The following is a 23,407-nucleotide window of genomic DNA, read 5'->3' as shown; positions in this document are numbered from 1 at the left end:
GGGTACCAAGCCATCACCCTATTCCCGGTACCAGGTGACGGACTGGAGGCCCGTGGCGGTGTCGCCACGGGCCTCCCGTCCGTCCTGTGGTCGCGTCAGCGACCCGTGCGCACGTCGCTCAGACGAGCGAGCGGAGCACGTACTGCAGGATGCCGCCGTTGCGGTAGTAGTCGGCCTCGCCGGGGGTGTCGATACGGACGACCGCGTCGAACTCGATCGGCTGCTTGCCGGCCGGCGAGTGCTCGCTCGGCGTCGCGGTGACGTGCACCGTCTTCGGGGTGCGGCCCTCGTTCAGCTCGGTCAGCCCGGAGATCGAGACGACCTCGGTGCCGTCGAGCCCGAGGGACTCGACCGTCTCGCCCGCCGGGAACTGCAGCGGGACGACGCCCATGCCGATGAGGTTCGAGCGGTGGATCCGCTCGAAGCTCTCGGTGATGACCGCACGGACACCGAGCAGGTTCGTGCCCTTGGCCGCCCAGTCACGGGACGAGCCGGAGCCGTACTCCTTGCCACCGAAGATGACGAGCGGGATGCCCTGCTCCTGGTAGTGCTGCGAGGCGTCGTAGATGAACGACTGCGCACCGTCCGGCGTCGTGAAGTCGCGGGTGTAGCCGCCCTCCACGCCAGCGCCGTCGTTGGCTGACGCGAGCAGCTGGTTGCGCAGACGGATGTTCGCGAACGTGCCGCGGATCATGACCTCGTGGTTGCCGCGACGCGAGCCGTAGGAGTTGAAGTCCTTGCGGTCGACGCCGTGCTCGGCGAGGTACTGGCCGGCGGGGCTGTCGGCCTTGATCGAACCGGCCGGCGAGATGTGGTCGGTCGTGACCGAGTCGCCGAGCTTCGCGAGCACCCGGGCGCCGGAGATGTCCGACACTGCGTCGGGCTGCATCGTGAGCCCAGCGAAGTACGGGGGCTTCCGGACGTAGGTCGACTCCTCGTCCCACTCGAAGGTGTCGCCGGTCGGGGTCGGCAGGTTCTTCCAGCGGTCGTCGCCCTCGAACACGGAGCCGTACTCGTGGGTGAACATCTCGGTGTCGATCGACTCGTCGATGACCTGCTGCACCTCGGCCGCGTCGGGCCAGATGTCGGTCAGGTAGACGTCGTTGCCGTCCTGGTCGGTGCCGAGGGCGTCCTTGTCGAAGTCGAAGTGCATCGACCCGGCGAGGGCGTAGGCGATGACCAGCGGCGGGGACGCCAGGTAGTTCATCTTGACGTCGGGGTTGATCCGGCCCTCGAAGTTGCGGTTGCCCGAGAGCACCGCGGTGACGGCGAGGTCGTTGTCCTGCACGGCCTGCGAGATCTCCTCGGGCAGCGGGCCCGAGTTGCCGATGCAGGTGGTGCAGCCGTAGCCGACCGTGTAGAAGCCGAGCTGCTCGAGGTAGGTGGTCAGGCCGGCCTTCTCGTAGTAGTCGGTGACGACCTTCGACCCGGGCGCGAGGGTGGTCTTCACCCAGGGCTTCGCGGTGAGGCCCTTCTTCGCGGCGTTCCGGGCGAGGATGCCCGCTGCCATCATGACCGACGGGTTCGACGTGTTCGTGCACGACGTGATGGCGGCGATCGCGACGGCACCGTGGTCGATGGTGAACGGGTCGCCGTCGGCGATGGCGACGGAGGTCGGCTTCGAGACGGTGCCGGGCGCACTCGATGCGTGCACGGGTACCTCGGACCCGGGGGCGTCCTGCAGGTCGTCCACGGCGTGCTCGTCGCCGGGGCCCGCGGCCACCGGGTCGGACGCCGGGAACGTGTCGGCGACGGCCTTGTCCTCTTCGCTGTGGTCGATGCTCGCGTAGTTGGCGAGGTCGACCTCGAACTGGTCCTTGGCCTTCGAGAGCTCGATGCGGTCCTGCGGACGCTTCGGGCCCGAGATGGACGGCACGACCGTGGAGAGGTCGAGCTCCATGTACTCGGAGTAGTTCGGCTCGACCGAGGCGTCGTGCCACAGGCCCTGGGTCTTGGAGTACGCCTCGACCAGGGCGATCTGCGCCTCGTCGCGACCGGTCAGCCGCAGGTAGTCCAGCGTGACGTCGTCGACCGGGAAGATCGCTGCCGTCGAACCGAACTCGGGCGACATGTTGCCGATGGTGGCGCGGTTGGCGAGCGGGACGGCGCCGACGCCCTCGCCGTAGAACTCGACGAACTTGCCGACGACGCCGTGCTTGCGGAGCTCCTGCGTGATGGTGAGCACCACGTCGGTCGCGGTCACGCCGGCCGGGATCTCACCGGAGAGCTTGAAGCCGACGACCTTCGGGATGAGCATCGACACGGGCTGCCCGAGCATCGCGGCCTCGGCCTCGATGCCGCCGACGCCCCAGCCGAGCACGCCGAGGCCGTTCACCATCGTGGTGTGCGAGTCGGTGCCGACCAGGGTGTCCGGGTACGCGTAGGTCTCGCCGTCGAAGTCGCGCGTGTAGGTGACCTTCGCCAGGTACTCGATGTTCACCTGGTGCACGATGCCGGTGCCCGGCGGGACGACCTTGAAGTCCTCGAACGCGGTCTGGCCCCAGCGGAGGAACTGGTAGCGCTCACCGTTCCGCTCGTACTCGAGGTCGGTGTTGCGCTGCAGGGCGTCCGTGCTGCCGAACAGGTCGGCGATGACGGAGTGGTCGATGACCATCTCGGCCGGGGACAGCGGGTTGATCTTGTTCGGGTCGCCGCCGATGTCCGCCATTGCCTCGCGCATGGTGGCGAGGTCGACGATGCACGGCACACCCGTGAAGTCCTGCATGACGACGCGCGCCGGCGAGAACTGGATCTCGGTGTCGGGCTCGGCGTCGGGCTTCCAGGAGCCGAGCGCCCGGATCTGCCCCTCGGTGACGTTCTTGCCGTCCTCGGTGCGGAGGAGGTTCTCGAGCAGCACCTTCAGGCTGTAGGGCAACTTCTCGTGCCCGGGAACCGAGTCGATCCGGTGGATCGCGTAGTCGACACCCCCAACCGACAGTGTGTCCTTCGAGCCGAAGCTATTGACTGCAGCCACCGTGCCGCCTCCCTACTGATCGGTTTGCCCTCATCCTCGCGGGCCGTGGACCGTCCCACCAGCAAGGCAAACCTAATCCCGAGAACGCGTGCGCGCCCTGCGAGAACTATCTTGATATCGAGAGAACTCTACACCGGGGCGACGTCGTCGCGTCGGACGAACACGGTGCGGACCAGCAGCCACGTCACCCAGAGCACCGCCGCGTACAGCGGCACGCCGAGGATGAGCTTCAGCCCGGCGAGCAGTTCGACCTGCGCCGTCAGGTACAGCGGGACCTCCACCGCGAGCCGGACCGCGAACAGCCCGACCCAGATCCAGGTGGCGACCGTCAGCACGCGGCGCTTGACGGGGTCGGCACGCCAGTCGACGTGCGAGCCGTCCTCGTTCGCAGGCAACAGGAACCCGACGACGAGCCCGATGAGCGGCCAACGGATCGTCAGCGTGATCAGCAGCCCGACGAGCCAGACGGCGTTGATGACGATCCCGGGGATGAAGTTGCTCTCCGCGCGGCCGGTGATGAGCGCGAGGCCGGCCGAGACCGCGACGCCGAGGATGCCCGCGAACGACATCGTCACCGACTGCCGCTGCAGCAGCCGGAGCACCACGAAGACCAGGCCGACCGCCACCGGGATCACGACGCTCGGCACGAGCTCCTTCGTGATCGCGTAGACGACCAGGAACGCGAACCCGGGCAGCACCGACTCGGCGAGCCCGCGAACCCCGCCGACCGCGCCGAGCAGCGCCCGACCGGACGGTGCCTCGCCGGGCGCGACGCGGGCGATGCCGGCGTTCTGCACGGCGTCGCGGAACTGCGCGGAGAACGACGGCGCCACCGACGGCTCAGCCGCCGGAGCCACAGCCGGCACCGCAGACGGCTCGACCGCCGGTGCAGCGGGGTCGGACCCGACCGTCTCGGGTCGTGGGGTGTCGTCGTGGTCCGGCACCGGGCCTCCAGGCGGGGTTGGTCGTCAGTCGGTCAGATCGCGGTCTGCGTCGACTTGGGCATGTGCAGCGGGATCAGGTCCCGCGGCGGCATCGGCGTCGTGCCGCGGACGACCACGACGCTGCGGAACAGCTCCTCGATCTCGCTCGCGTCGTCGGGCTGCTCGGCGGCCTTGCCGGCGATCACACCGCGCAGGAACCAGCGCGGGCCGTCGACGCCGACGAAGCGGGCCGGGCGGGAGCCGGCGGTACCGCCGTCGCCGTCCACGGCGACCGGGACGGACGCGCGGAGTTCCGGGCCGAACGGGCCGTCGACCTCGGTCACCACACCGCCCTGGCGCTCGATCTGCTCGGCGATCTGGGCGCGGATCTCGTGCCACAGGCCGGTGGACCGGGGCGCCGCGAACGGCTGGACCTGCAGCGTGGACTCGTCGTAGTCGAGCCCGACCGCGACGACGCGCTGCGAACCCTCCTCGACCTCGAGGCGCAGGTGCAGGCCCTCGCGCGGGAGCACCTTCACCCCGCCCAGGTCGACGTAGGGGCGGACCAGGTTCGCCTCGGTCTCGTCATGGGGGCCGTTCTCGGCCCGGTCCTCGGGCGCGGACTTGTCCGTCGGGGCGACCGCGTCGACCTCGTCGAGGTCCGCGTCGGCATCCGTCGCGATGTCGACCTCGGGGGACGTGTCCGCGACCTCGATGTCGTCGGTGACGGCGTCCGCCACCTCGACCTCGTCCCGCTTGCGTCGGCCGAACTTCATGCGCGCGTTCCTTCCTGAGCGTCTGCGGCGGCACCGGTCACGGCGTCGCTCCGGTCACCGTAGCCCGACGAGCCGAACCCGCCCTGTCCGCGGACGCTGTCCGGCAGGTCGTCGACTCGGGTGTACGTCACCTGCGGCACCGGCATCACGATCAACTGGGCGATGCGGTCGCCGATGTGCACCTCGTACGGTTCCGTCTGGTCGGTGTTGAGCAGGGCGACCTTGATCTCCCCGCGGTAGCCGGAGTCGACGGTGCCGGGGCTGTTCACGATCGTGATGCCGTGCTTCGCCGCCAGGCCGCTCCGCGGGACCACGAACGCGGCGTACCCCTCGGGCAGCGCGATGCGCAGACCCGTTGCGGCCAGGTGTCGCTTCCCCGGCTGCAGCACGAAGGCCTCGGTGGAGACGAGATCGGCACCCGCGTCGCCGGGGTGGGCGTGGCCGGGGGCGTGCTCCCCGGTCCAGAGGACGTCGACTGGTTCGGTCACGTGACGAGGGTAGTGCAGCCGTGACCGTTCCGTGACCTCGCTCGCTCGTGATCGAATGGACCCGTGACCCTGTACCGCGAACGACTCTGGGCCCCGCCCGCCCTCTACCTGGCGACGGCGCTCGTCATCCCCGCCACCCTGCTCGTCTTCCTCCCCATCAGCGTCCTGGCCGGCGTCCTCGTGGCGATCGGGATGGAGCTCGGGGTCCTGGTCCTCCTGTGGGCACTCGCACCCACCATCGAGGTCACCGACACCGAGTTCCGCGCGGGTAAGGCACACCTCCCCCGCACGCTCGTCGGCACGACCGAGGCGTTCGAGGGCGCAGCGGCCACCGAGCAGCGTGGGCCGGCACTCGACGCCCGCGCGTGGACGCTCTTCCGCGGCTACGTGCGCGGGGTCGTCAAGGTCGAGGTACGCGATGCCGCGGACCCGACGCCCTACTGGCTGGTCAGCGTCCGGCACCCGGGCAAGGTCGTCGAGGCGCTGCGGTCCTGACGGACCACGGCACACGGCCTGGAGGCGCGGGTCGGCCCCGCCTCGCAGCACACGACGAAGGCCCCGCATCCCTGGAGGATGCGGGGCCTTCGCTGATCGTTGCGTCTAGAGCGAAGCGGCTGTGCTCGCTAGAGCGAAGCGCATTCCGCGCAGACCGGTCCGAGCTTCGACTCGTGGTCGAGCTGGGAGCGGTGCTTCACGAGGAAGCACTCGACGCAGGTGAACTCATCGACCTGCGGGGGCAGCACCACGACGTCGAGGTCGACGTCGCTGAGGTCCTGCCCGGCGAGTTCGAAACTGCCGGGGTTGTCGGAATCATCGTCGACGACCCCCGACATCTTGTCGGGAACGCGCTCCTTGAGGGCCTCGATCGACTCCGAGTCGGAGTTGTCGTCGGTCTTCCGGGGGGCGTCGTAATCGGTGGCCATGCCCATCCATTTCTCGTATCGAGAGGTCGTCGCCGGGTGATCGGCGGCGACAGTTTGCACCACGCCCCGCCAGAGCGCAAACCGAGTGCTGCGGCGGGTCGTGCTGGCTGTGCAACCCACGACCGGAACCGGACATTCCCGACACCCGTTGCCGGAGTGCCGCGTCCTCGCGATCGGCCGTGCGGATGTCCGCGGCACGCCCGTGCGCCTCCCCGGAAACCGCCCGTCGTCCCTGCATACTCACGGGGTACGACAGCAGGACCGTACGCGACGCTGGGAAGGCGGAACCATGCAAGACGTGAGAGTCATCGGAGTCGAGTCCGGCGCACTCCTCCTGGCGACCGACGGCGGCACCGAGTTCCGGTTGCCCGTCACCTCGTCGCTGCCAGGCCAGGTGCGCCAGGCGAACCCCGACGCCGGTCCGCAGAAGCGGGTCTCCCCCAAGGACGTCCAGGCACGCATCCGTGGTGGCGCCGACGCCGCCGACGTGGCCGCCGCGCTCGACGTCGACGTCGAGTACGTCCGTCGCTTCGAGGGGCCGGTCCTCGCCGAGCGCGCCTTCATCCTCGACGCCTCGCACCGCGTCCCGGTCACCCCGGTCGACGACGAGTCCCCCGACACCTTCGGCCCCGCGATCACCGCGAAGCTCGAGGCCGGCGACGCCACTGCGATCACCTGGGGCTCCTGGAAGCACCCGGAGAGCGGCTGGCAGGTCCGCGTCCGCTACACCGCGGGCGAGGTCGAGCACGACGCCCAGTGGCACTTCGACCCGAAGACCTCCACCCTCGCGCCCGACAACGGTGACGCCCACCGGCTGTCGCACACCGACGACGAGGGCATCGCCCCGCGCCTGCGTGCGGTCGAGTTCGAACAGCAGGACGACGACGGCACCCGCTTCGACTCCGGCGCCTTCCGCGTCGACGAGCCGGAGCAGCCGGCCGCCGAGCCCGAGCCGTCCCAGCACGCGCCGCTCCGTGCACCGCTGCCCCGCATCGGCCAGGCCGCTGTGGAAGAGCGCGCTCCCGGCAACGAGACCGCCGACCTGCTCGAGGCGCTCCGCCGTCGCCGCGGGGAGCGCGAAGCAGCGTCCTTCGGCGACCAGCGCGACGAGCCCGCCCGCGGTACGTCCATCAGCGTCGTCGACATCCCGCTGCAGGGCTTCGAGGACGGCGGGGCGCACGACACCGCACCGCAGTCCTCCGATGCCCGTCCGGCCTCGGCGCCGGAGTCCGAGAGCCGTGGCGAACGCAAGAAGCGCAACCGCCGCTCGATGCCGAGCTGGGACGAGATCGTCTTCGGCACCCGTCCGGACGACGATCCAGCCTGATCCGCACACCGACCGACCGTCCGCGCTGACGCGCCTAGAGGGCGAACGCGCCGGCGAGCCGGAGCGGCACGATCGTCTCCTCGTCGGTCATCGCGCCGTGCTGGCCGATCATGCGCTTCGGCGTCTCGTCCTCGCGCAGGGCACGGTCGTCGTTGAACGCCCACGAGCCGCGCGCCACGACGAGCACGTCACCGATGCGCGGCAGCACCTGGTCGGACACGTGCCCGAACCACCCGGCCTCGATCGCCTCGGCACGGCTGGCGACGTAGGCCTTCTTGCCGTAGCGCGCCCGGAACGCTCCGACGAGGGCGCGGACGTCGGTGCCCGGTGCGACGGTGAGCTGGCGGCAGCGCGGGTCACCCGCGACGCCGACCACTTCGGTGAGCAGCAGCGGGTCGATGGTGATGTTCGCGTGGTCCGGCACGTCGAGCACACCGTGGTCCGCCGTCACCAGGACCCCGACGTCGTCGGTGCCGTGGGCATCGAGCCGGGCGAGTTCCCCGTCGAGCAGCTCGAGGGCGGCCGTCCACCGGTCGGACTGCCAGCCGTGCTTGTGCCCGATCGAGTCGAGTTCCGGCACGTACAGGTAGACGAGCGAGCGGCCGGTCGCTGTCTCGGCCAGCGCGGCGTCGACGCGCTGGGGGATCGTGTCCGCCGGAACGTACCGGGCCCCGCCGAGCACGTTCGCGGTCATCCCGGACGCGCGGTACCGGTCCGGGCCGACGACGACGGGGTCGAGTCCGAGCTCCGCGGCCCGGGTGAACAGGGTCGACGTCAGGAACCAGTCGGCCGGCACCTCGGTGTCCCAGCCGCCCAGCAGGTTCATCACGGCACCGGTGTCCGGGTTCCAGCCGCTGTACCCGACGACGCCGTGGGTGCCGGGCGACCGGCCGGTGGTCAGGGTGCTCAGGGCGGCCGCGGTCGTGGTCGGGAACCCGCTCCGCAGCTTCTTCGCGGTGCCGGTCCCCTTGGCGCCGGTGAGCCAGCGCGCGTGCCCGGCGCGCGCCGACAGTGCGGTGGAACCGAGGCCGTCGACCAGCACGACGATCGCCGAGCGGGCGGGACGGAGGGTGATCCGTGCCTCCAGGCCGTTGTCCAGCAACCACGCGTCGTCCGCAGCACCGAGCGCCACGAGGCAACTCGGGAAGACGTCGGCGAGGTTCGCGGCGGCGTCGGGGGCCGTCGGTACGCTTGTTCCCATTCCACGAGTCTTCCAGACGACTCCGGTTCTCCAGAAAGGTGCCATGGCACGCACGGACGTAGTCGGCCTGCCCGACGGTGAGCGCATCGAGGACGTCGACGTCTCCGAGGAGATGCAGGGCTCCTTCCTCGAGTACGCGTACTCCGTCATCTACTCGCGGGCGCTGCCCGACGCCCGCGACGGCCTGAAGCCGGTGCAGCGTCGCATCCTGTACCAGATGGCCGAGATGGGGCTGCGGCCCGACCGCGGACACGTCAAGAGCGCCCGCGTCACGGGCGAGGTGATGGGCAAGCTGCACCCGCACGGCGACGGCGCGATCTACGACGCGTTGGTCCGCATGGCCCAGCCGTTCACGATGCGTGTGCCGCTCGTCGACGGCCACGGCAACTTCGGCTCCCTCGACGACGGTCCCGCAGCAGCCCGGTACACCGAGGCCCGGCTGGCCGAGCCGTCGATGGCGATGACCGAGGGCCTGGGCGAGGACGTCGTCGACTTCGTCCCGAACTACGACAACCAGATCATGCAGCCGGGCGTCCTGCCGGCGGCGTTCCCGAACCTGCTCGTCAACGGCGCCTCCGGCATCGCGGTCGGCATGGCGACGAACATGGCGCCGCACAACCTGGGCGAGGTCGTCGAGGCCGCGAAGCACCTGCTCATGAACCCGCAGGCCAGCCTCGAAGAGCTCATGGAGTTCGTGCCCGGCCCCGACCTGCCGTCCGGCGGCACCATCGTCGGGCTCTCCGGGGTCCGCGACGCCTACGCCACCGGCCGTGGTTCGTTCCGCACCCGCGCGAAGGTGAGCGTCGAGAACCTCACTCCGCGCAAGGTCGGGCTCGTCGTCACCGAGCTGCCCTACCTGGTCGGCCCCGAGCGTGTGATCGAGAAGATCAAGGACGGCGTCCAGTCCAAGAAGCTCGTCGGCATCTCGGACGTCAACGACCTGACCGACCGCAACCACGGGCTCCGGCTCGTCATCGGCATCAAGAGCGGCTTCAACCCCACCGCCGTGCTCGAGCAGCTGTACAAGCACACCCCGCTCGAGGACGGCTTCGGCATCAACAACGTCGCCCTCGTCGGCGGGTCCCCCCGCACCCTCGGGCTCCGCGAGCTGCTCGACGTCTACGTGCAGCACCGGCTCGACGTCGTCACCCGCCGGTCGCAGTACCGGTTGGCGCGGCGCAAGGAACGGCTGCACCTGGTCGAGGGCCTGCTCATCGCGATCCTCGACATCGACGAGGTCATCCAGGTCATCCGCACCTCCGACGACTCCGAGGCGGCGCGCAACCGCCTGCGTGACGTCTTCGACCTGTCCGAGGTACAGGCCGAGTACATCCTCGAGCTGCGCCTGCGCCGCCTGACGAAGTTCTCGCGGATGGAGCTCGAGGCCGAGCGCGACCAGCTGCTCGCCGACATCGCCGCCCTCGAAGAACTGTTGGCGTCCGACGAGCGACTCCGCGCGCAGGTCGCCCTCGAGCTGACCGAGGTGTCCGACAGGTTCGCCACCCCGCGCCGCACGCTGCTCACCGAGGCCGACGCCCCGGTGAAGGGCGGTCGGAAGGCCGCGGTCGACCCGGAGTCCCTGCAGATCGCCGACTCCCCCTGCCGCGTGCTGCTCTCGACCACCGGACGGCTCATCCGGGTCGACATCCCGACGTCGGAGCTCGGCATCGTCCGCGTACCGAAGCGCTCGAAGCACGACGCCGTCCGCTCCGCCGTGGTGAGCACGGTGCGCGGGCAGATCGGCGCGATCACGTCAACCGGGCGGGTCCTCCGGCTCTCCCCCGTCGACGTCCCCGCCGTACCGCCCGCCGCGGTCCGGCTCGACGCCGGTGTCCGGGTCACCGACTTCCTGGCGCTCACCAAGGGCGAGACCGTCGTGGCGATCGTCGACCTGTCCGGCGCGTCGTCGGACTCCCTCGCCATCGGTACCGCGCAGGGCGTGGTGAAGCGCGTCGTGCCCGGCACCTGGCCCGACAAGCCGGAGTTCGTGGCCATCGGCCTGAAGCCCGGTGACCGCGTGGTCGGCGCGGCCCAGGCACCGGAGTCCGACGACCTGGTGTTCATCAGCTCGAACGCACAGCTGCTGCGGTTCCCGGCGTCCGTCGTCCGGGCACAGGGGCTGCCCGCCGGTGGTGTGGCAGGCATGGCGCTCGCTGACGGCGCCGTCGTGATCTGGTTCGGCTCGGTCGCACGCTCCGACGACGCCGTGGTCGCCACGGTGTCCACCACCTCGACCGCGCTGCCCGGCACCGACGCCGGTCGCGCCAAGGTCTCCGCGCTGTCGGAGTTCCCGGCGAAGGGCCGTGCCACCCAGGGTGTCCGGGCGCACGCGTTCCTGAAGGGCGAGGACGGGCTCACAGTGGGATGGGCGGGCATCGCGCCGCCGCACGCCGTCGGCACCGACGGCGCCGCACGGACCCTGCCCGACTGGCTGTCGAAGCGTGACGGGTCGGGAGCACCGCTCGAGGCCGTCATCGGCTCGATCGGCGGCAGCGCCGCGACCCTCGACGGCACCGCCGGCGAGGCGTAGGCGGGCGCTGCCCGTCCGCCACCTTTCGCGCCTGGCGACACCTCACGCTCTTCGGACCCCGTGAGGTGTCGCCCAGCGCGTGAGAACGCACGGCGCACGGCCTGGAGGCTCGTGGCGGCGCCGCCACGGGCCTCCCGTCCGCCGTCGCGAAAGCGTTTCGCGCTGAGCGACATGTCACGGGCCCGCGGTCACGTGAACTGTCGCTCAGCGCGTGAGCACGCGCTACGCGTCGATGCGGTCGCGGTCCAGGCCCTCGCCCGCCAGGATGAACTCCTTGCGCGGTGCGACGTCGTTGCCCATGAGCAGCTCGAACACCTTCGCGGCGCCCTCGGCATGGGTCACGTTCACCCGGCGCAACGTGCGGTGTGCGCGGTCCATCGTGGTCTCGGCCAGCTGGTCCGCGTCCATCTCGCCCAGGCCCTTGTACCGCTGGATCGGCTCCTGGTACTTCTTGCCCGTCTTCTCGAGCTTCTTCAGCACGGTCTGCAGCTCCTGCTCGGAGTACGTGTAGAGCGTGTCGTTCGGCTTGCCGCGGTTCACCACGACGACCCGGTGCAGCGGCGGCACGGCGGCGAAGACCCGGCCCTGCTCGATCATCGGCCGCATGTACCGGAAGAACAGCGTCAGCAGCAGCGTGCGGATGTGGGCGCCGTCGACGTCGGCGTCGGACATGATGATGATCTTGCCGTAGCGGGCCTGGTCGATGTCGAACGTGCGACCCGAGCCGGCGCCGATGACCTGGATGATCGACGCGCACTCGACGTTCGAGAGCATGTCCGACACGGACGCCTTCTGCACGTTGAGGATCTTGCCGCGGATCGGCAGCAGCGCCTGGTACTCGCTGTTGCGGGCGAGCTTCGCGGTACCCAGGGCCGAGTCGCCCTCGACGATGAAGAGCTCCGTGCCCTCGGTCTCCTGCGAGCGGCAGTCGGCGAGCTTCGTCGGCAGCGAGGAGTTCTCGAGCGCGTTCTTGCGGCGCTGCGTCTCCTTGTGCGCGCGAGCCGAGATGCGTGTCTTCATCTCCGACACGACCTTCTCGAGCAGGGCGGCCGCCTGCGCCTTCTCGGTGCGCTGGGTCGACGTGAGGATCTCGGCGATGCGCTTCGACACGACCTGGTCGACGATCTTGCGGACCGCCGGGGTGCCGAGGATCTCCTTCGTCTGCCCCTCGAACTGCGGCTCGGGCAACCGCACGGTCAGCACCGCGGTCATGCCGGCGAGCACGTCGTCCTTGTCGAGCTTGTCCTGACCGACCTTGAGCTTGCGGGCGTTCGCCTCGACCTGGGCACGGACGGCCTTGACGACGCCGGACTCGAACCCGGCCTGGTGCGTTCCGCCCTTCGGCGTCGCGATGATGTTGACGAAGCTGCGGAACACGGTCTCGTAGCCGCTGCCCCAGCGGAGGGCCAGGTCGACCTCGCACTCGCGCTCGACCGAGGTGGAGACCATGTGGCCCTTGTCGTCGAGCATCGGCACGGTCTCGGTGAAGGTGCCGGTCCCCTGCACGCGCCAGACGTCGGTGAGGGGGCTGTCGACGGCCAGGTGCTCGACGAACTCGCCGATGCCTCCTTCGTACCGGAAGCGCTCGACCACCGGCCCGGCGGCCACGGTGGTGCCCGTCGCCTCGGCCCGGGCGGCAGCGGCCTCGATCGACGCCGCGCGCTCGTCGGTGATGGTGATGCCGAGCCCGGGCACGAGGAAGGCGGTCTGCCGGGCACGGGTGACCAGGTCGTCGGTGCTGAACCGGGCGTCGGCGGTGAAGATCTGCCGGTCCGCCCAGTACCGGATCCGGGAGCCGGTGACGCCCTTCTTGACCTTGCCCACCACACGCAGCTCGCTGCCCGAGGTGAAGGGCGCGAAGGGAGCGTCCGGGCCGATGCCCTTGCTGTCGTCGAAGATGCCGGGCTCGCCACGATGGAACGACATGGCGTAGGTCTTGCCGCCGCGGTCGACCTCGACGTCGAGGCGCTCCGACAGGGCGTTCACGACGGAGGCGCCGACGCCGTGCAGGCCACCCGAGGCCGCGTACGACCCGGAGCCGAACTTGCCGCCGGCGTGCAGCTTGGTGAACACGACCTCGACCCCGGTCAGACCGGTCTTCGGTTCGACGTCGACGGGGATGCCCCGGGCGGTGTCACGGACCTCGACCGAGCCGTCCGCGTGCAGCACGACACCGATCTCGTCACCGTGCCCCGCCAGGGCTTCGTCGACCGAGTTGTCGATGATCTCCCACAGGCAGTGCATGAGCCCGCGGGAGTCCGTCGAGCCGATGTACATGCCCGGCCGCTTCCGGACCGCCTCGAGCCCTTCGAGGACGGAGAGATGGCGTGCGGAGTAGTCGGAGCTCACCGTCGGAGTTTACCGAGCGGCACCGACAGCACCGTGTGGACACTCGCACTGGGGCCAAGCGATCCGCGCTGAGCGAAACAGGCCCCGACAATGCGTCGCTCTCAGGCATCACGTGTTGAAATGGTGCAACCACCCGGCACCACCTGCGATCCGTGAGGAGCACAGCAATGACCCAGACCGTGCAGGACCCCTCCATCGACGAAGTCAGCAACCACCAGCTGACCGCCGCCGACCGTTGCGACAGCTGCGGGGCGCAGGCCTACATCCGAGCCACCATGTCGAGCGGCGAGCTCTACTTCTGCGCCCACCACGGCGCCGAGTTCAAGGACAAGCTCGCGGCGACCGCCATCGAGTGGCACGACGAGAGCAGCCGGCTCTACGAGTCGAAGTAGTCGCAACCGACACGAAGACGGGAGGCGCGGTGCCAGCTGGCACCGCGCCTCCCGTCTTTGCGCGGACGCGTTCGACGTCCGCAGCGAGCGGCCGTCAGGCGATGCGCTTGAACGCCTTGTCGACGTAGCGATCGACCGTGGCGCGCGCTTCGCGCGCGTAGCGGTCGATGGCCGCCGTCTGCTCCGCGTTCGGCGCGTACTCGCGGCCCAGCCGTGTGGCGGCCGCGGCGAGGACGCCGTCGGTCAGCTGCGGGTTGAGCGGCAGGACCGGCCCCTGGGTGTGCGTGCCGAAGGAGTTCCCGACGATCGCGCCCTCGACCGGGGATCCGGCCTGGTTGCCGCCGCCGGAGACAACGTCGGCGAAGGGGGTGACCCCGGCAGCGAGCTCGATGCGGGTCGCGTGGTCCTCGAAGCCGGCGAGACGCTTCGGCGCTCCGGCGAGCAGCGGGTACCGGGTCTCGAGCACGAAGTAGTTCACCCGGCGCTCGGCACCGCGGACCGCACGGGCGTCGAAGACACCGAAGCCTGCGACCGGTGCGCCCTCGGTCGGCACGACCTCGTTCGTCGCGAGGTCGAACCCACCGCCGACGGCGATCACCGGCACACCGTCGGTCGCGAACGCGCGGAGCGCTCCGCGGACGCGCGTGACGTCCTCGCCCAGGGACCGCATCGCACTGAGGGGGCCGTTGCCGATGACGACGACGTCGGCCGTGGTCGGCAGGTCGTCACCGGGCGCGTACTCGAGGACCTGGGTCTCGATGTCCGCGGCGGCAGCACGGCGCACCAGGGCCGCGACGTTGCCACGGTCGCCCGAGACGCCCATCTGCCGGGGGTAGACGTGCAGGATGGTCAGCCGATCGGCCGTCATGCGGTCTTCTCCATGTCCGGGTGGCCGAGGGCCTTGCGGGCGATCATCATGATCTCGTAGTTGACGATGAAGTTCTTCGTCCCGCGGGTCGTCGAGCCGAGCTGCTCCATGTGCTTGATGGCCGCTTCGACGTCGGGCTCGACCCGGCCGATGCGGACACCGGCGTGCTCGAGCGCGATCGCGATCTGCCACGCCTTGTCACCGGAGACGACGTCCACGTGGTCGAGCTTCGAGAAGTCGATGTCGTAGATCCAGGAGATGTCGGGTGTGCCCTCGTCGATCGCCATCAGGACCTGCTCGGGCTGGTCCGGCAGGGCGTCGAGGTTGAGCTGCAGGCTCGCGGCGTTCTTGAACATCGTGAACTCAGCGGACTCGCCCGCGATGGGGAGTCGCTCGCCGCGGCCGTACGCGGGCTTCATCGTGCTGAAGGCCTTGGTCACGGCGTCCGCGCGGAACTGCGCACCGAGAGCCGCACTCACCGTCGCGGTGGCTGCAGCGGCGTCGACCGCGTAGTGCAGGCCGCGGGCGGGCAGGCGGACCGGGATCTCGGCCCCGTCGAAGCGGATCGTCGCGCCGTCGCCCGTGTGTGCCACGACCTCGGCGTCGGCGGTGTGCTGGGCACGGTCGCCGGCGTCGAACGAGTCGGCGTTCTGCAGACCGTTCGGCGCTGCGGCGATGACCTCGTCGCTCGCACCGAACCGCAGGACGTGCTGCCCGGGGGTGCCGGTGTAGCCGTCGAGGAACTGGTCGTCGTGGTTCGTGATGACGTTCGCCGTCGACAGTGCGGCGGTGTCGAGCATCATCGTCGCCACGCGCTCGGTCTCGAAGAACCGGTACAGCTGGTCGACCTGCACGTTGAGCATCGTCACCGTCGACGGCGACAGGATGCCGGCGAGCTCGACCGCGAAGGCCTCGTCGACCTCGAGGATGCCGATGTCCGCCTTGAGGCGCCCGGTCAGCGAGACCTCGGACAGCAGGGCCGACGCGATGCCCTGCGGCAGGTTCGCGCCGGACGGGTTCGTGAAGACCCGCAGCCCGTGTGCCCGGACGATGTCGGAGATCATGTGCGTCGTCGTCGACTTGCCGTTCGAGCCGAGCACGAAGACGACGCCGTTCGGGAACTGCTTCGTCACGTGCTGCAGGAAGTCCGGCACGAGCTTCAGGACGATGAACCCCGGGTAGGCGGACCCGCCGCCCCGCGCACGGGCGAGGGCACGGAGGATCCGCCCGATCAGGATCGGGATGAAGAAGCGCATGCCGGCTTACTCGAGGTAGTCGCGCAGCGACTGCGACCGCGACGGGTGGCGGAGCTTCGCCATCGTCTTGGACTCGATCTGACGGATGCGCTCACGCGTCACGCCGAACGTGTCGCCGATCTGGTCGAGGGTCTTCGGCTGGCCGTCACCGAGGCCGAAGCGCATGCGAATGACGCCCGCCTCGCGCTCGGACAGGGAGTCGAGCAGGCTCTCGAGCTGCTTCTGCAGCATCGTGAAGCCCACCGCGTCGGCCGGCACGACCGCCTCGGTGTCCTCGATGAGGTCACCGAACTCCGAGTCGCCGTCCTCACCCAGGGGCGTGTGCAGCGAGATCGGCTCGCGGCCGTACTTCTGGACCTCGACGACCTTCTCCGGGGTCATGTCGAGCTCGCGGGCGAGCTCTTCCGGAGTGGGTTCGCGACCGAGGTCCTGCAGCATCTGACGCTGCACGCGGGCGAGCTTGTTGATGACCTCGACCATGTGCACCGGGATGCGGATGGTGCGGGCCTGGTCGGCCATGGCACGGGTGATGGCCTGACGGATCCACCACGTCGCGTAGGTCGAGAACTTGAAGCCCTTGGTGTAGTCGAACTTCTCGACCGCACGGATCAAGCCCAGGTTGCCCTCCTGGATGAGGTCCAGGAACTGCATGCCGCGACCGGTGTAGCGCTTGGCCAGTGAGACGACGAGGCGGAGGTTCGCGCCGAGCAGGTGCGACTTCGCACGTTGTCCGTCTCGAGCCACCCAGCGCAGTTCACGCTCGGCGGGCTTCGAGAGCCCCGTCGCGTGCTGCAGCTTGTCCTCGGCGAACAGGCCCGCCTCGATCCGCATCGCGAGCTCGACCTCCTGCTCGGCGTTCAGCAGGGCGACCTTGCCGATCTGCTTGAGGTAGTCCTTCACCGGGTCGGCGGTGGCACCCGTGATGGTGGTCGAGTAGACCGGCGCCTCGTCGTCGTCGGTCTGCGAGATGACGAGCGCACCGGCGGCGACCGCAGCTGCGGCGTCCGGCTTGGCCGTCTTGTCGTCGGTGTCGTCGGCCTCGTCGGTCGGCTCCTCGACGGGCTCGTCGGAGGCGATGGCCTCGTCGACGGCGTCGGTCTTCTTCGCCTTGGGCGCTGCCTTCTTGGCAGGCGCCTTCTTGGCGGGGGCCTTGGTGGCGCGCTTCTTCGGCGCCGCGGTCCCTTCGGCCTCGGTGGCGTCCTCCGCCACCGCGCCCTCGGGCTCGGTGTCCTTCGTGGGATCGATCGTCGTGCTCCGGGCAGCCATGCGATCACCTCTCTCGTCGTGCCACGTTCGTGGGGTCGTGGCCTCCCTCGCCGCCCAGGTCCCGCGCCGCAGTCCCCCGCGTCGTACGAGTCCTACCGTTCCGGGCAGCACTAGGACCCATGTCAAGTCCCCCGAGTTCACCGGCGCACCGAAGTGCTCCGACAGACAGGGGTCCCGAACGGGTCCGTGATCATTATTGCACGTGCTGCTTCCGCAGGCGCGCAACGAGTGCAACCCAGAGTGGCCCCACCCGTATTCCTTCCTCGGCGTGCAGCACCCGGCGTGTCCGTCGGCGCGCGTGCAGCAGCATCCCGACGCCGAACCCGACGACGACGTACTGCACGGTCAGGGCGATCCGGAAGTTGTCCCAGGCGAAGACCGTCTCGCCCGTGACGCCCGACACGAGGTCGAGCAGGAGCCCGATCAGGTACATCATCACGAAGGCCGCCAGGAACCCGCCGACGTTCACGACGCCGTTCGCGGAGCCGAGGGACCCGACCGGGTTGAACGTCCGTGCGAAGTCGAACCCGATCAGCGAGCCGGGACCGCCGATGCCCATCGCCACGACGAGCAGCACGAGCAGCCACGTCGGCGGGTGCCCCGGCCACAGCAGGATCGCCGTCCAGATCACCGCGAGCAGGACGACGACGCCGAGCACCAGGTTCGACCGGCGCATCGGGAACCGCGCGCAGAGCAGGCCGAGCACCGGCCCGGCGACGAAGCCGACGACCACGATGACGGTGAGGAACCCCGCTGCCTCACCCGGCGAGTACCCGAGCCCGCGCAGCATCGGCACGCCCCAGAGCAGCGAGAAGACGGTGCCGGAGGACTGCGTCACGTAGTGCGACCAGAAACCCAGCTGGGTGCCGGGCCGCCGGAGCGCGTGCCCGAACGTGCCGAAGGCCGCAGCCCACGAGTTCGGCAGCGGGATCGCGTCGGTGCGGACCTGGACCGGCCCGTTCCGGACGAAGACGGCCGCCAGCACGAGCCCCACCGCGCTGGCGGCGGCGGCGACGCCGAAGGCCGGGGTCCAGCCGACGGTGTGCAGGAGCACGGCGAAGGGGAACGCCGACAGGATCTGGCCGATCTGCCCGAGGTTGCCCGTCCACTGCGAGATCTGCGGCAGGATCCGCCCGCTGAACCACATCGGCACCAGTCGGATCACCGAGATGAAGGTCATCGCGTCGCCGGCCCCGACGAGCACACGCCCCGCGATGGCCGGGCCGATCGACGGCGACACCGCGACGACCGCCTGCCCGACGACGAGCAGCGCGGCACCGAGGAGCACGAGCCTGCGCGGGCCCACACGGTCGAGGGCGATCCCCACCGGGATCTGGAGTCCCGCGTAGACGGCGATCTGCACCACGGCGAGGGTGGACAGGACGGCGGCGGACACCGCGAACCGGTCCTGCGCGTCGACGCCGGACACCCCGAGCGAGGACCGCTGCACCACGGCGAGGACGTACGCGAGGACCGCGACGCCCCAGATCAGGAAGGCACGACGGGAGTTCACCGGTCCAGGCTACCGACGCGTCCCCGCGTCGATACGCGACGAGCGTCGTCGACGTGCGTCACGTCGTGCGGGCGACCGGAGGACGGCCTGGAGGCGCGGTACGGGGCCGCCACGAGCCTCCAGGCCGTCCTGTCGGGACGTCCGGATCCCGCGACGGTCAGTCGGTCGCGTCGCCCTGGGTGCGCCGGTCAGCCAGGAAGCGCTCGAGCTCCGCCGCGATCGCGTCCGCGGTCGGGACCTGCCCGTCGACGCCGGTGAGCGGCGAGGCGACGGGGTTGCCCTCCATGTAGGTGTCGTGCCGCTCCTCGAGCACGGAGACGAGTCGCTGCAGCTCGGCGTTGCCGGCGACCTGCTCGTCGACGCGGGTGAGGAACTCGCGACCCGACTCGCGCAGGGCGTCCGTCGGGAAGATGAGCCCGGTCGCGGCGGCGATGCCGGAGAGTGCTGCGACGGCGGCGTCGGGGAACTCGGTGTCGGACAGGTAGTGGGGCACGAGCAGCACGAGCCCCGTGACCTGCGCGCCCGTCTCGGCGAGGCGGTGCTCGACCAGGTGCAGGACGTTCGCCGGCGCCTGGGTCTCGGGCTTCCAGACGCTCATCTGCTCGACGAGGTCTGCCCGGGTGCCGGAGACCGTGAGGCTGATCGGACGGGTGTGCGGGACCGGCATCGGGATGGACTGCACCCACGTGGTGTCAGCCACCTGCAGGTCGTCGGCGAGCCCGGTGACGGCGCGGACGAAGCGGTTCCACTGGAAGTCAGGCTCGTAGCCCGACAGGAACAGGAACGGCTGGCCGATCTCGTCGCGCACCAGGTGCAGGGCCAGACGGGGCGGCTCGACGGCGCTGATGTGGTCGTGCTCGAAGGTGATGACCGGGCGACGGGCCCGCCAGTCGAGCAGCACGTCGGGGTCGAACTCGGCGACGAGCTCGGTGTCGAGGTCCTCGAGGATCGAGTTCGTCACCTGCGCGACGGCCGAGCCGGCATCGGCGAAACCGGTCAGCCCGGCGATCAGGTGCAACCCTGCCGGAACGGTCGGGGCGTCCGTGTCGAACGTGTAGAGCTCCTCGGGGTGGTTCACCGTCCCCATGCTAGGCGGGGCCTCCGACGTCCCCGGTGCGCGACGACCACGCCGACAGCGAACAGGCCGTCGGTAGGGTTGGAGCATGGTCCGACCGACGCTCTCCACCACCAGTTCACCCCCCGAGACCACCACCGCCGACGTGCTCGTCGTCGGGGTCCGTCCGGGCTCGTCCGGCGAGGCCGACAGCACCGCTGTGCTCGCCTCCACCGCCCTGGGGACGATCGACGCCCTCGCCGACCTCGACCTGGCCGCCATCGGGGTCACCGGGGCGAAGGACCAGCTGGTCCGCCTGCCCGCTGCCGGAGTGGGCGCGAAGTCCGTCGCGCTCATCGGTCTCGGGTCCGCCACGGGGGTCGCCGCGATCCGCGCCGCCGCGGGCAGTGCCGTCCGCCAGCTCCCCCAGGTCGAGTCGATCACCCTCGCCCTGCCGACCGACTCGGCCGAGCTCGTCGACGCCGCGCTCGAGGGCGCGGCACTCGGCGCGTACGCCTTCACCCGACACAAGGGCACCGGCACCAAGGCCCCGGCCCGGGGTGACCAGCGCATCGAGGTCGTCGCCCCCGCCGACGTCGCCGCCGACGCCGCCGTCCGTCCGGCGATCGTCGCCGACGCCGCGTCGCTCGTGCGCGACCTCGTGAACACCGCCGCGGGCGACCTCGGACCGCAGGACGTCGCCGACGTCGCGACCGGGTTCGCCTCGGACCTGCCGCTCACCGTCGAGGTCCTCGACGAGCAGGCGCTCGAGGAGCAGGGCTTCGGCGGCATCCTCGGCGTCGGCCGCGGTTCGGCGCGTCCCCCGCGCCTGGTCGTCGTCCGCTACGCGCCGGAGTCCGCCACGAAGCACCTCGCCCTGGTGGGCAAGGGCATCACCTTCGACTCCGGCGGCCTCTCGCTCAAGCCCGCGGCGTCGATGCTCGGCATGAAGACCGACATGACGGGTGCCGCCACGGTGCTCGCCGCGACCGTCGCCGCCGCCCGCCTGGGACTGAACGTGCGCGTGACCGCGTGGCTCGCCCTCGCCGAGAACATGCCCTCCGGCACCGCGACCCGCCCGGGCGACGTGCTCACCCTGAAGAACGGCACCACGGTCGAGGTCACGAACACCGACGCCGAGGGCCGGCTGGTGCTCGGCGACGGGATGGCCGCCGCATCGCTCGAGCAGCCCGACGCGCTCGTCGACGTCGCCACGCTGACCGGTGCCCAGGTCGTCGCGCTCGGCGACCGCACCACCGGCCTGATGGGCAGCGACGACCTCGTCGCGAAGGTCCGCGCCGTCGCCGAGGGCGTCGCCGAGCCGATCTGGCCGATGCCGCTGCCCGAGGAACTCGAGGCCCGGCTGTCCAGCGACGTCGCCGACATCGTCAACGCCACGGTCGGCAACCCGGCCGGCGGCATGCTGCTCGCGGGCAAGTTCCTCGAGCGCTTCGCCGGCGAGGGTGTCCCCTGGGCGCACCTCGACATCGCGGGTCCGTCGGAGAACAAGGGCGGCGGGTACGCCTGGTTGGGCAAGGGTGCGACGGGCGTGATGGTCCGGACGCTCATCGCTCTCGCAGAAGACCTCCAGTCCGAGTAGTAGGTTTGGTACCGGTGGGAACGGCGCACCGACGCGCCTCCCACCGGTACTGCACGGGACGGGACCGGAACCACGCGGTCCGACCGTCGGACGCCGCCCTCCGCGGTGTCCACGTAGGGCCCGATCGGCCCGACACGCACGAGGGAGTTGCACCAGGTGACGGAACAGACTTACGACGTCGTTGTCCTCGGTGGCGGGAGTGGTGGGTACGCCGCTGCGCTCCGGGCCGCCGAACTCGGCATGAGCGTCGCGCTCATCGAGGGCGACAAGCTCGGAGGGACGTGCCTGCACCGCGGCTGCATCCCGACCAAGGCGCTGCTGCACGCCGCAGAGATCGCCGACGGCACGCGTGACGCCGAGAAGTACGGCGTGATCGCGGAGTTCACCGGTGTCGACGTGCCCAAGGTGATCGACTACCAGCAGGGCGTCATCAACTCCAAGTACAAGGGCCTGCAGGGCCTGATCAAGGCCCGCGGCATCACCGTGGTCGAGGGCTGGGGTCGTCTGACCTCGCAGAACACCGTGCAGGTCGGCGACCAGACCGTCACCGGCAAGAACGTCGTGCTCGCGACCGGCTCCTACTCGAAGTCCCTGCCCGGGCTCGAGATCGGCGGCCGCGTGATCACCTCCGAGACCGCGCTGCGCATGGACTACGTGCCGAACAAGGTCGTCATCCTGGGCGGCGGCGTCATCGGCGTCGAGTTCGCCAGCGTCTGGAAGTCCTTCGGGGCCGAGGTCACCATCGTCGAGGGCCTGCCGCACCTGGTCCCCGCCGAGGACGAGTCGATGTCGAAGCAGCTCGAGCGCGCGTTCCGCAAGCGCGGCATCGAGTTCTCGCTCGGCGTCCGGTTCCAGGGCGTCGAGCAGCACGAGAACGGCGTCGTCGTCACACTGGAGGACGGCAAGACCTTCGACGGCGACGTCCTGCTCGTCGCGGTCGGCCGTGGCCCGGTCACGCAGAACGTCGGCTACGACGAGGTCGGCGTGGCGATGGACCGCGGGTTCGTCACCACGAACGAGCGTCTCGCCACGAACATCCCGAACGTCTACGCCGTCGGCGACATCGTCCCCGGCCTGCAGCTCGCGCACCGCGGCTTCCAGCAGGGCATCTTCGTCGCCGAGGAGATCGCCGGACTCAACCCGGTGGTCATCGAGGACAAGAACATCCCGAAGATCACCTACTCCGACCCCGAGGTCGCGTCGGTCGGGCTCTCGCAGGCCAAGGCCGAGGAGCAGTACGGCGCCGACAAGGTCGACTCGTACGAGTACAACCTGGCCGGCAACGGCAAGAGCCACATCATCGGGACCTCCGGCTCCGTCAAGGTCGTGCGCGTCGTGGACGGCCCCGTCGTCGGTGTCAGCATGATCGGCGCCCGCGTCGGCGAGCTCATCGGTGAAGCCCAGCTCGCCGTGAACTGGGAGGCCTACCCGGAGGACATCGCTCCCCTGGTGCACGGTCACCCGACCCAGAACGAAGCCCTCGGCGAGGCGTTCCTGCACCTCGCGGGCAAGCCGCTGCACGCGCTGTGACCGGCACCGGTCAGCGCACTGTGACAATGACATCAACAACCACTGCAATCCCCCGCGAAGAGGAGTCCACCCGATGAGCGAATCCGTCAACCTCCCGGCGCTCGGCGAGAGCGTCACCGAGGGCACGGTGACCCGATGGCTGAAGAACGTCGGTGACCGGGTCGAGGTCGACGAGCCGCTGCTCGAGGTCTCGACCGACAAGGTCGACACCGAGATCCCGTCGCCGATCGCCGGTGTCGTGGAGGAGATCCTGGTGCAGGAGGACGAGACCGTCGAGGTCGGTACCGCCCTCGTGAAGATCGGCGACGGCTCCGGCTCGTCCGACTCCGGTTCGGACTCGTCCGACTCCGGCGCCGACGACGCGAACGCCGCCGCTGCCGACGCCGAGGAGCCCGAGGCCGCTCCGAGCACGGAACAGGAGGCCGAGACCCCCGCAC

Annotated in this window: 19 protein-coding genes; 7 read left to right on the top strand and 12 right to left on the bottom strand. The window is 70.3% G+C overall.

The features are described 5' to 3' along the window. Positions 1-118: 118 nt before the first annotated feature. The 4 genes from DEJ17_RS15120 to dut form a co-directional block, all read right to left on the bottom strand. Positions 119-2,974, bottom strand: a complete 2,856-nt coding sequence (locus DEJ17_RS15120; RefSeq protein ID WP_110895007.1) for an aconitate hydratase — start codon at positions 2,972-2,974, stop codon at positions 119-121. 128 nt (positions 2,975-3,102) lie between these two features. Continuing rightward, entirely contained in the window at positions 3,103-3,918 is an 816-nt protein-coding gene (locus DEJ17_RS15115; protein ID WP_110895006.1) for a DUF3159 domain-containing protein, read from the bottom strand. Positions 3,919-3,950: 32 nt separating this feature from the next. Next, complete coding sequence (locus tag DEJ17_RS15110) at positions 3,951-4,673, bottom strand: DUF3710 domain-containing protein (protein WP_232536646.1); 723 nt, start codon at positions 4,671-4,673, stop codon at positions 3,951-3,953. Beyond that, a complete protein-coding gene (dut, locus tag DEJ17_RS15105; RefSeq protein WP_110895005.1) occupies positions 4,670-5,161 on the bottom strand; it encodes a dUTP diphosphatase in 492 nt (163 codons plus the stop codon). The genes DEJ17_RS15110 and dut overlap by 4 nt, the downstream gene beginning before the upstream one ends. A 63-nt stretch (positions 5,162-5,224) precedes the next feature. Between dut and DEJ17_RS15100 the strand changes: the two genes are divergently transcribed. Next, positions 5,225-5,656 carry a DUF3093 domain-containing protein gene (locus tag DEJ17_RS15100; protein ID WP_110895004.1) on the top strand — a complete coding sequence of 144 codons (432 nt, stop codon included), beginning with the start codon at positions 5,225-5,227 and terminating at the stop codon, positions 5,654-5,656. A 128-nt stretch (positions 5,657-5,784) separates the two neighbouring features. Here the strand turns inward: DEJ17_RS15100 and DEJ17_RS15095 are convergent, their stop codons facing one another. Beyond that, positions 5,785-6,084, bottom strand: a complete 300-nt coding sequence (locus DEJ17_RS15095) for a DUF4193 domain-containing protein (protein ID WP_017886098.1) — start codon at positions 6,082-6,084, stop codon at positions 5,785-5,787. A 298-nt stretch (positions 6,085-6,382) separates the two neighbouring features. On the opposite strand from DEJ17_RS15095, the gene sepH reads away from it, so the two are divergent. Continuing rightward, positions 6,383-7,411, top strand: coding sequence for a septation protein SepH (gene sepH, locus DEJ17_RS15090; RefSeq protein ID WP_181421235.1), 1,029 nt, complete (start codon positions 6,383-6,385; stop codon positions 7,409-7,411). A gap of 34 nt (positions 7,412-7,445) precedes the next feature. Here sepH and DEJ17_RS15085 read toward each other — a convergent pair whose 3' ends face one another. After that, positions 7,446-8,612 (bottom strand): alkaline phosphatase family protein, encoded by a 1,167-nt coding sequence (locus DEJ17_RS15085; protein WP_181421233.1) that lies wholly within the window; start codon positions 8,610-8,612, stop codon positions 7,446-7,448. A 43-nt stretch (positions 8,613-8,655) separates the two neighbouring features. Here DEJ17_RS15085 and DEJ17_RS15080 point away from each other — a divergent pair, with 43 nt between their 5' ends. Then, a complete protein-coding gene (locus DEJ17_RS15080) occupies positions 8,656-11,142 on the top strand; it encodes a DNA topoisomerase (ATP-hydrolyzing) subunit A (RefSeq protein ID WP_110895002.1) in 2,487 nt (828 codons plus the stop codon). A gap of 222 nt (positions 11,143-11,364) precedes the next feature. Here DEJ17_RS15080 and DEJ17_RS15075 read toward each other — a convergent pair whose 3' ends face one another. Then, on the bottom strand, positions 11,365-13,491 hold the full coding sequence (locus DEJ17_RS15075) for a type IIA DNA topoisomerase subunit B (protein ID WP_110895001.1): 2,127 nt from the start codon (positions 13,489-13,491) through the stop codon (positions 11,365-11,367). A 167-nt stretch (positions 13,492-13,658) separates the two neighbouring features. On the opposite strand from DEJ17_RS15075, the gene DEJ17_RS15070 reads away from it, so the two are divergent. Continuing rightward, positions 13,659-13,883 carry a hypothetical protein gene (locus DEJ17_RS15070; protein ID WP_017886093.1) on the top strand — a complete coding sequence of 75 codons (225 nt, stop codon included), beginning with the start codon at positions 13,659-13,661 and terminating at the stop codon, positions 13,881-13,883. A 94-nt stretch (positions 13,884-13,977) separates the two neighbouring features. Here the strand turns inward: DEJ17_RS15070 and DEJ17_RS15065 are convergent, their stop codons facing one another. From DEJ17_RS15065 to DEJ17_RS15045, 5 genes are all read right to left on the bottom strand, one after another. Beyond that, positions 13,978-14,751, bottom strand: coding sequence for a type 1 glutamine amidotransferase (locus tag DEJ17_RS15065; protein WP_110895000.1), 774 nt, complete (start codon positions 14,749-14,751; stop codon positions 13,978-13,980). Continuing rightward, positions 14,748-16,007, bottom strand: coding sequence for a MurT ligase domain-containing protein (locus DEJ17_RS15060; RefSeq protein WP_110894999.1), 1,260 nt, complete (start codon positions 16,005-16,007; stop codon positions 14,748-14,750). Before DEJ17_RS15060 ends, DEJ17_RS15065 begins: the two co-directional genes overlap by 4 nt. Before the next feature lie 6 nt (positions 16,008-16,013). After that, positions 16,014-17,273, bottom strand: a complete 1,260-nt coding sequence (locus DEJ17_RS15055) for an RNA polymerase sigma factor (RefSeq protein ID WP_110894998.1) — start codon at positions 17,271-17,273, stop codon at positions 16,014-16,016. Between the two features lie 193 nt (positions 17,274-17,466). Next, positions 17,467-18,786 carry a nitrate/nitrite transporter gene (locus DEJ17_RS15050; RefSeq protein WP_110894997.1) on the bottom strand — a complete coding sequence of 440 codons (1,320 nt, stop codon included), beginning with the start codon at positions 18,784-18,786 and terminating at the stop codon, positions 17,467-17,469. A 157-nt stretch (positions 18,787-18,943) separates the two neighbouring features. After that, complete coding sequence (locus DEJ17_RS15045) at positions 18,944-19,873, bottom strand: proteasome assembly chaperone family protein (RefSeq protein WP_110894996.1); 930 nt, start codon at positions 19,871-19,873, stop codon at positions 18,944-18,946. Between the two features lie 76 nt (positions 19,874-19,949). Here DEJ17_RS15045 and DEJ17_RS15040 point away from each other — a divergent pair, with 76 nt between their 5' ends. The 3 genes from DEJ17_RS15040 to DEJ17_RS15030 all read left to right on the top strand — a co-directional run. After that, positions 19,950-21,440 (top strand): leucyl aminopeptidase, encoded by a 1,491-nt coding sequence (locus DEJ17_RS15040; protein ID WP_110894995.1) that lies wholly within the window; start codon positions 19,950-19,952, stop codon positions 21,438-21,440. Positions 21,441-21,596: 156 nt separating this feature from the next. Continuing rightward, positions 21,597-22,970, top strand: coding sequence for a dihydrolipoyl dehydrogenase (lpdA, locus tag DEJ17_RS15035; protein ID WP_110894994.1), 1,374 nt, complete (start codon positions 21,597-21,599; stop codon positions 22,968-22,970). Between the two features lie 73 nt (positions 22,971-23,043). Further along, positions 23,044-23,407 (top strand): biotin/lipoyl-containing protein (locus DEJ17_RS15030; RefSeq protein WP_309146746.1); only part of this gene is annotated, 364 nt, incomplete at its 3' end.

This window comes from Curtobacterium sp. MCSS17_011 (genome assembly GCF_003224275.1).
In the GTDB taxonomy this organism is placed as follows: Bacteria; Actinomycetota; Actinomycetes; order Actinomycetales; family Microbacteriaceae; genus Curtobacterium.
Note: the sequence above shows the minus strand (reverse complement) of the source record. Positions and strands in the feature narration are given on the sequence as shown.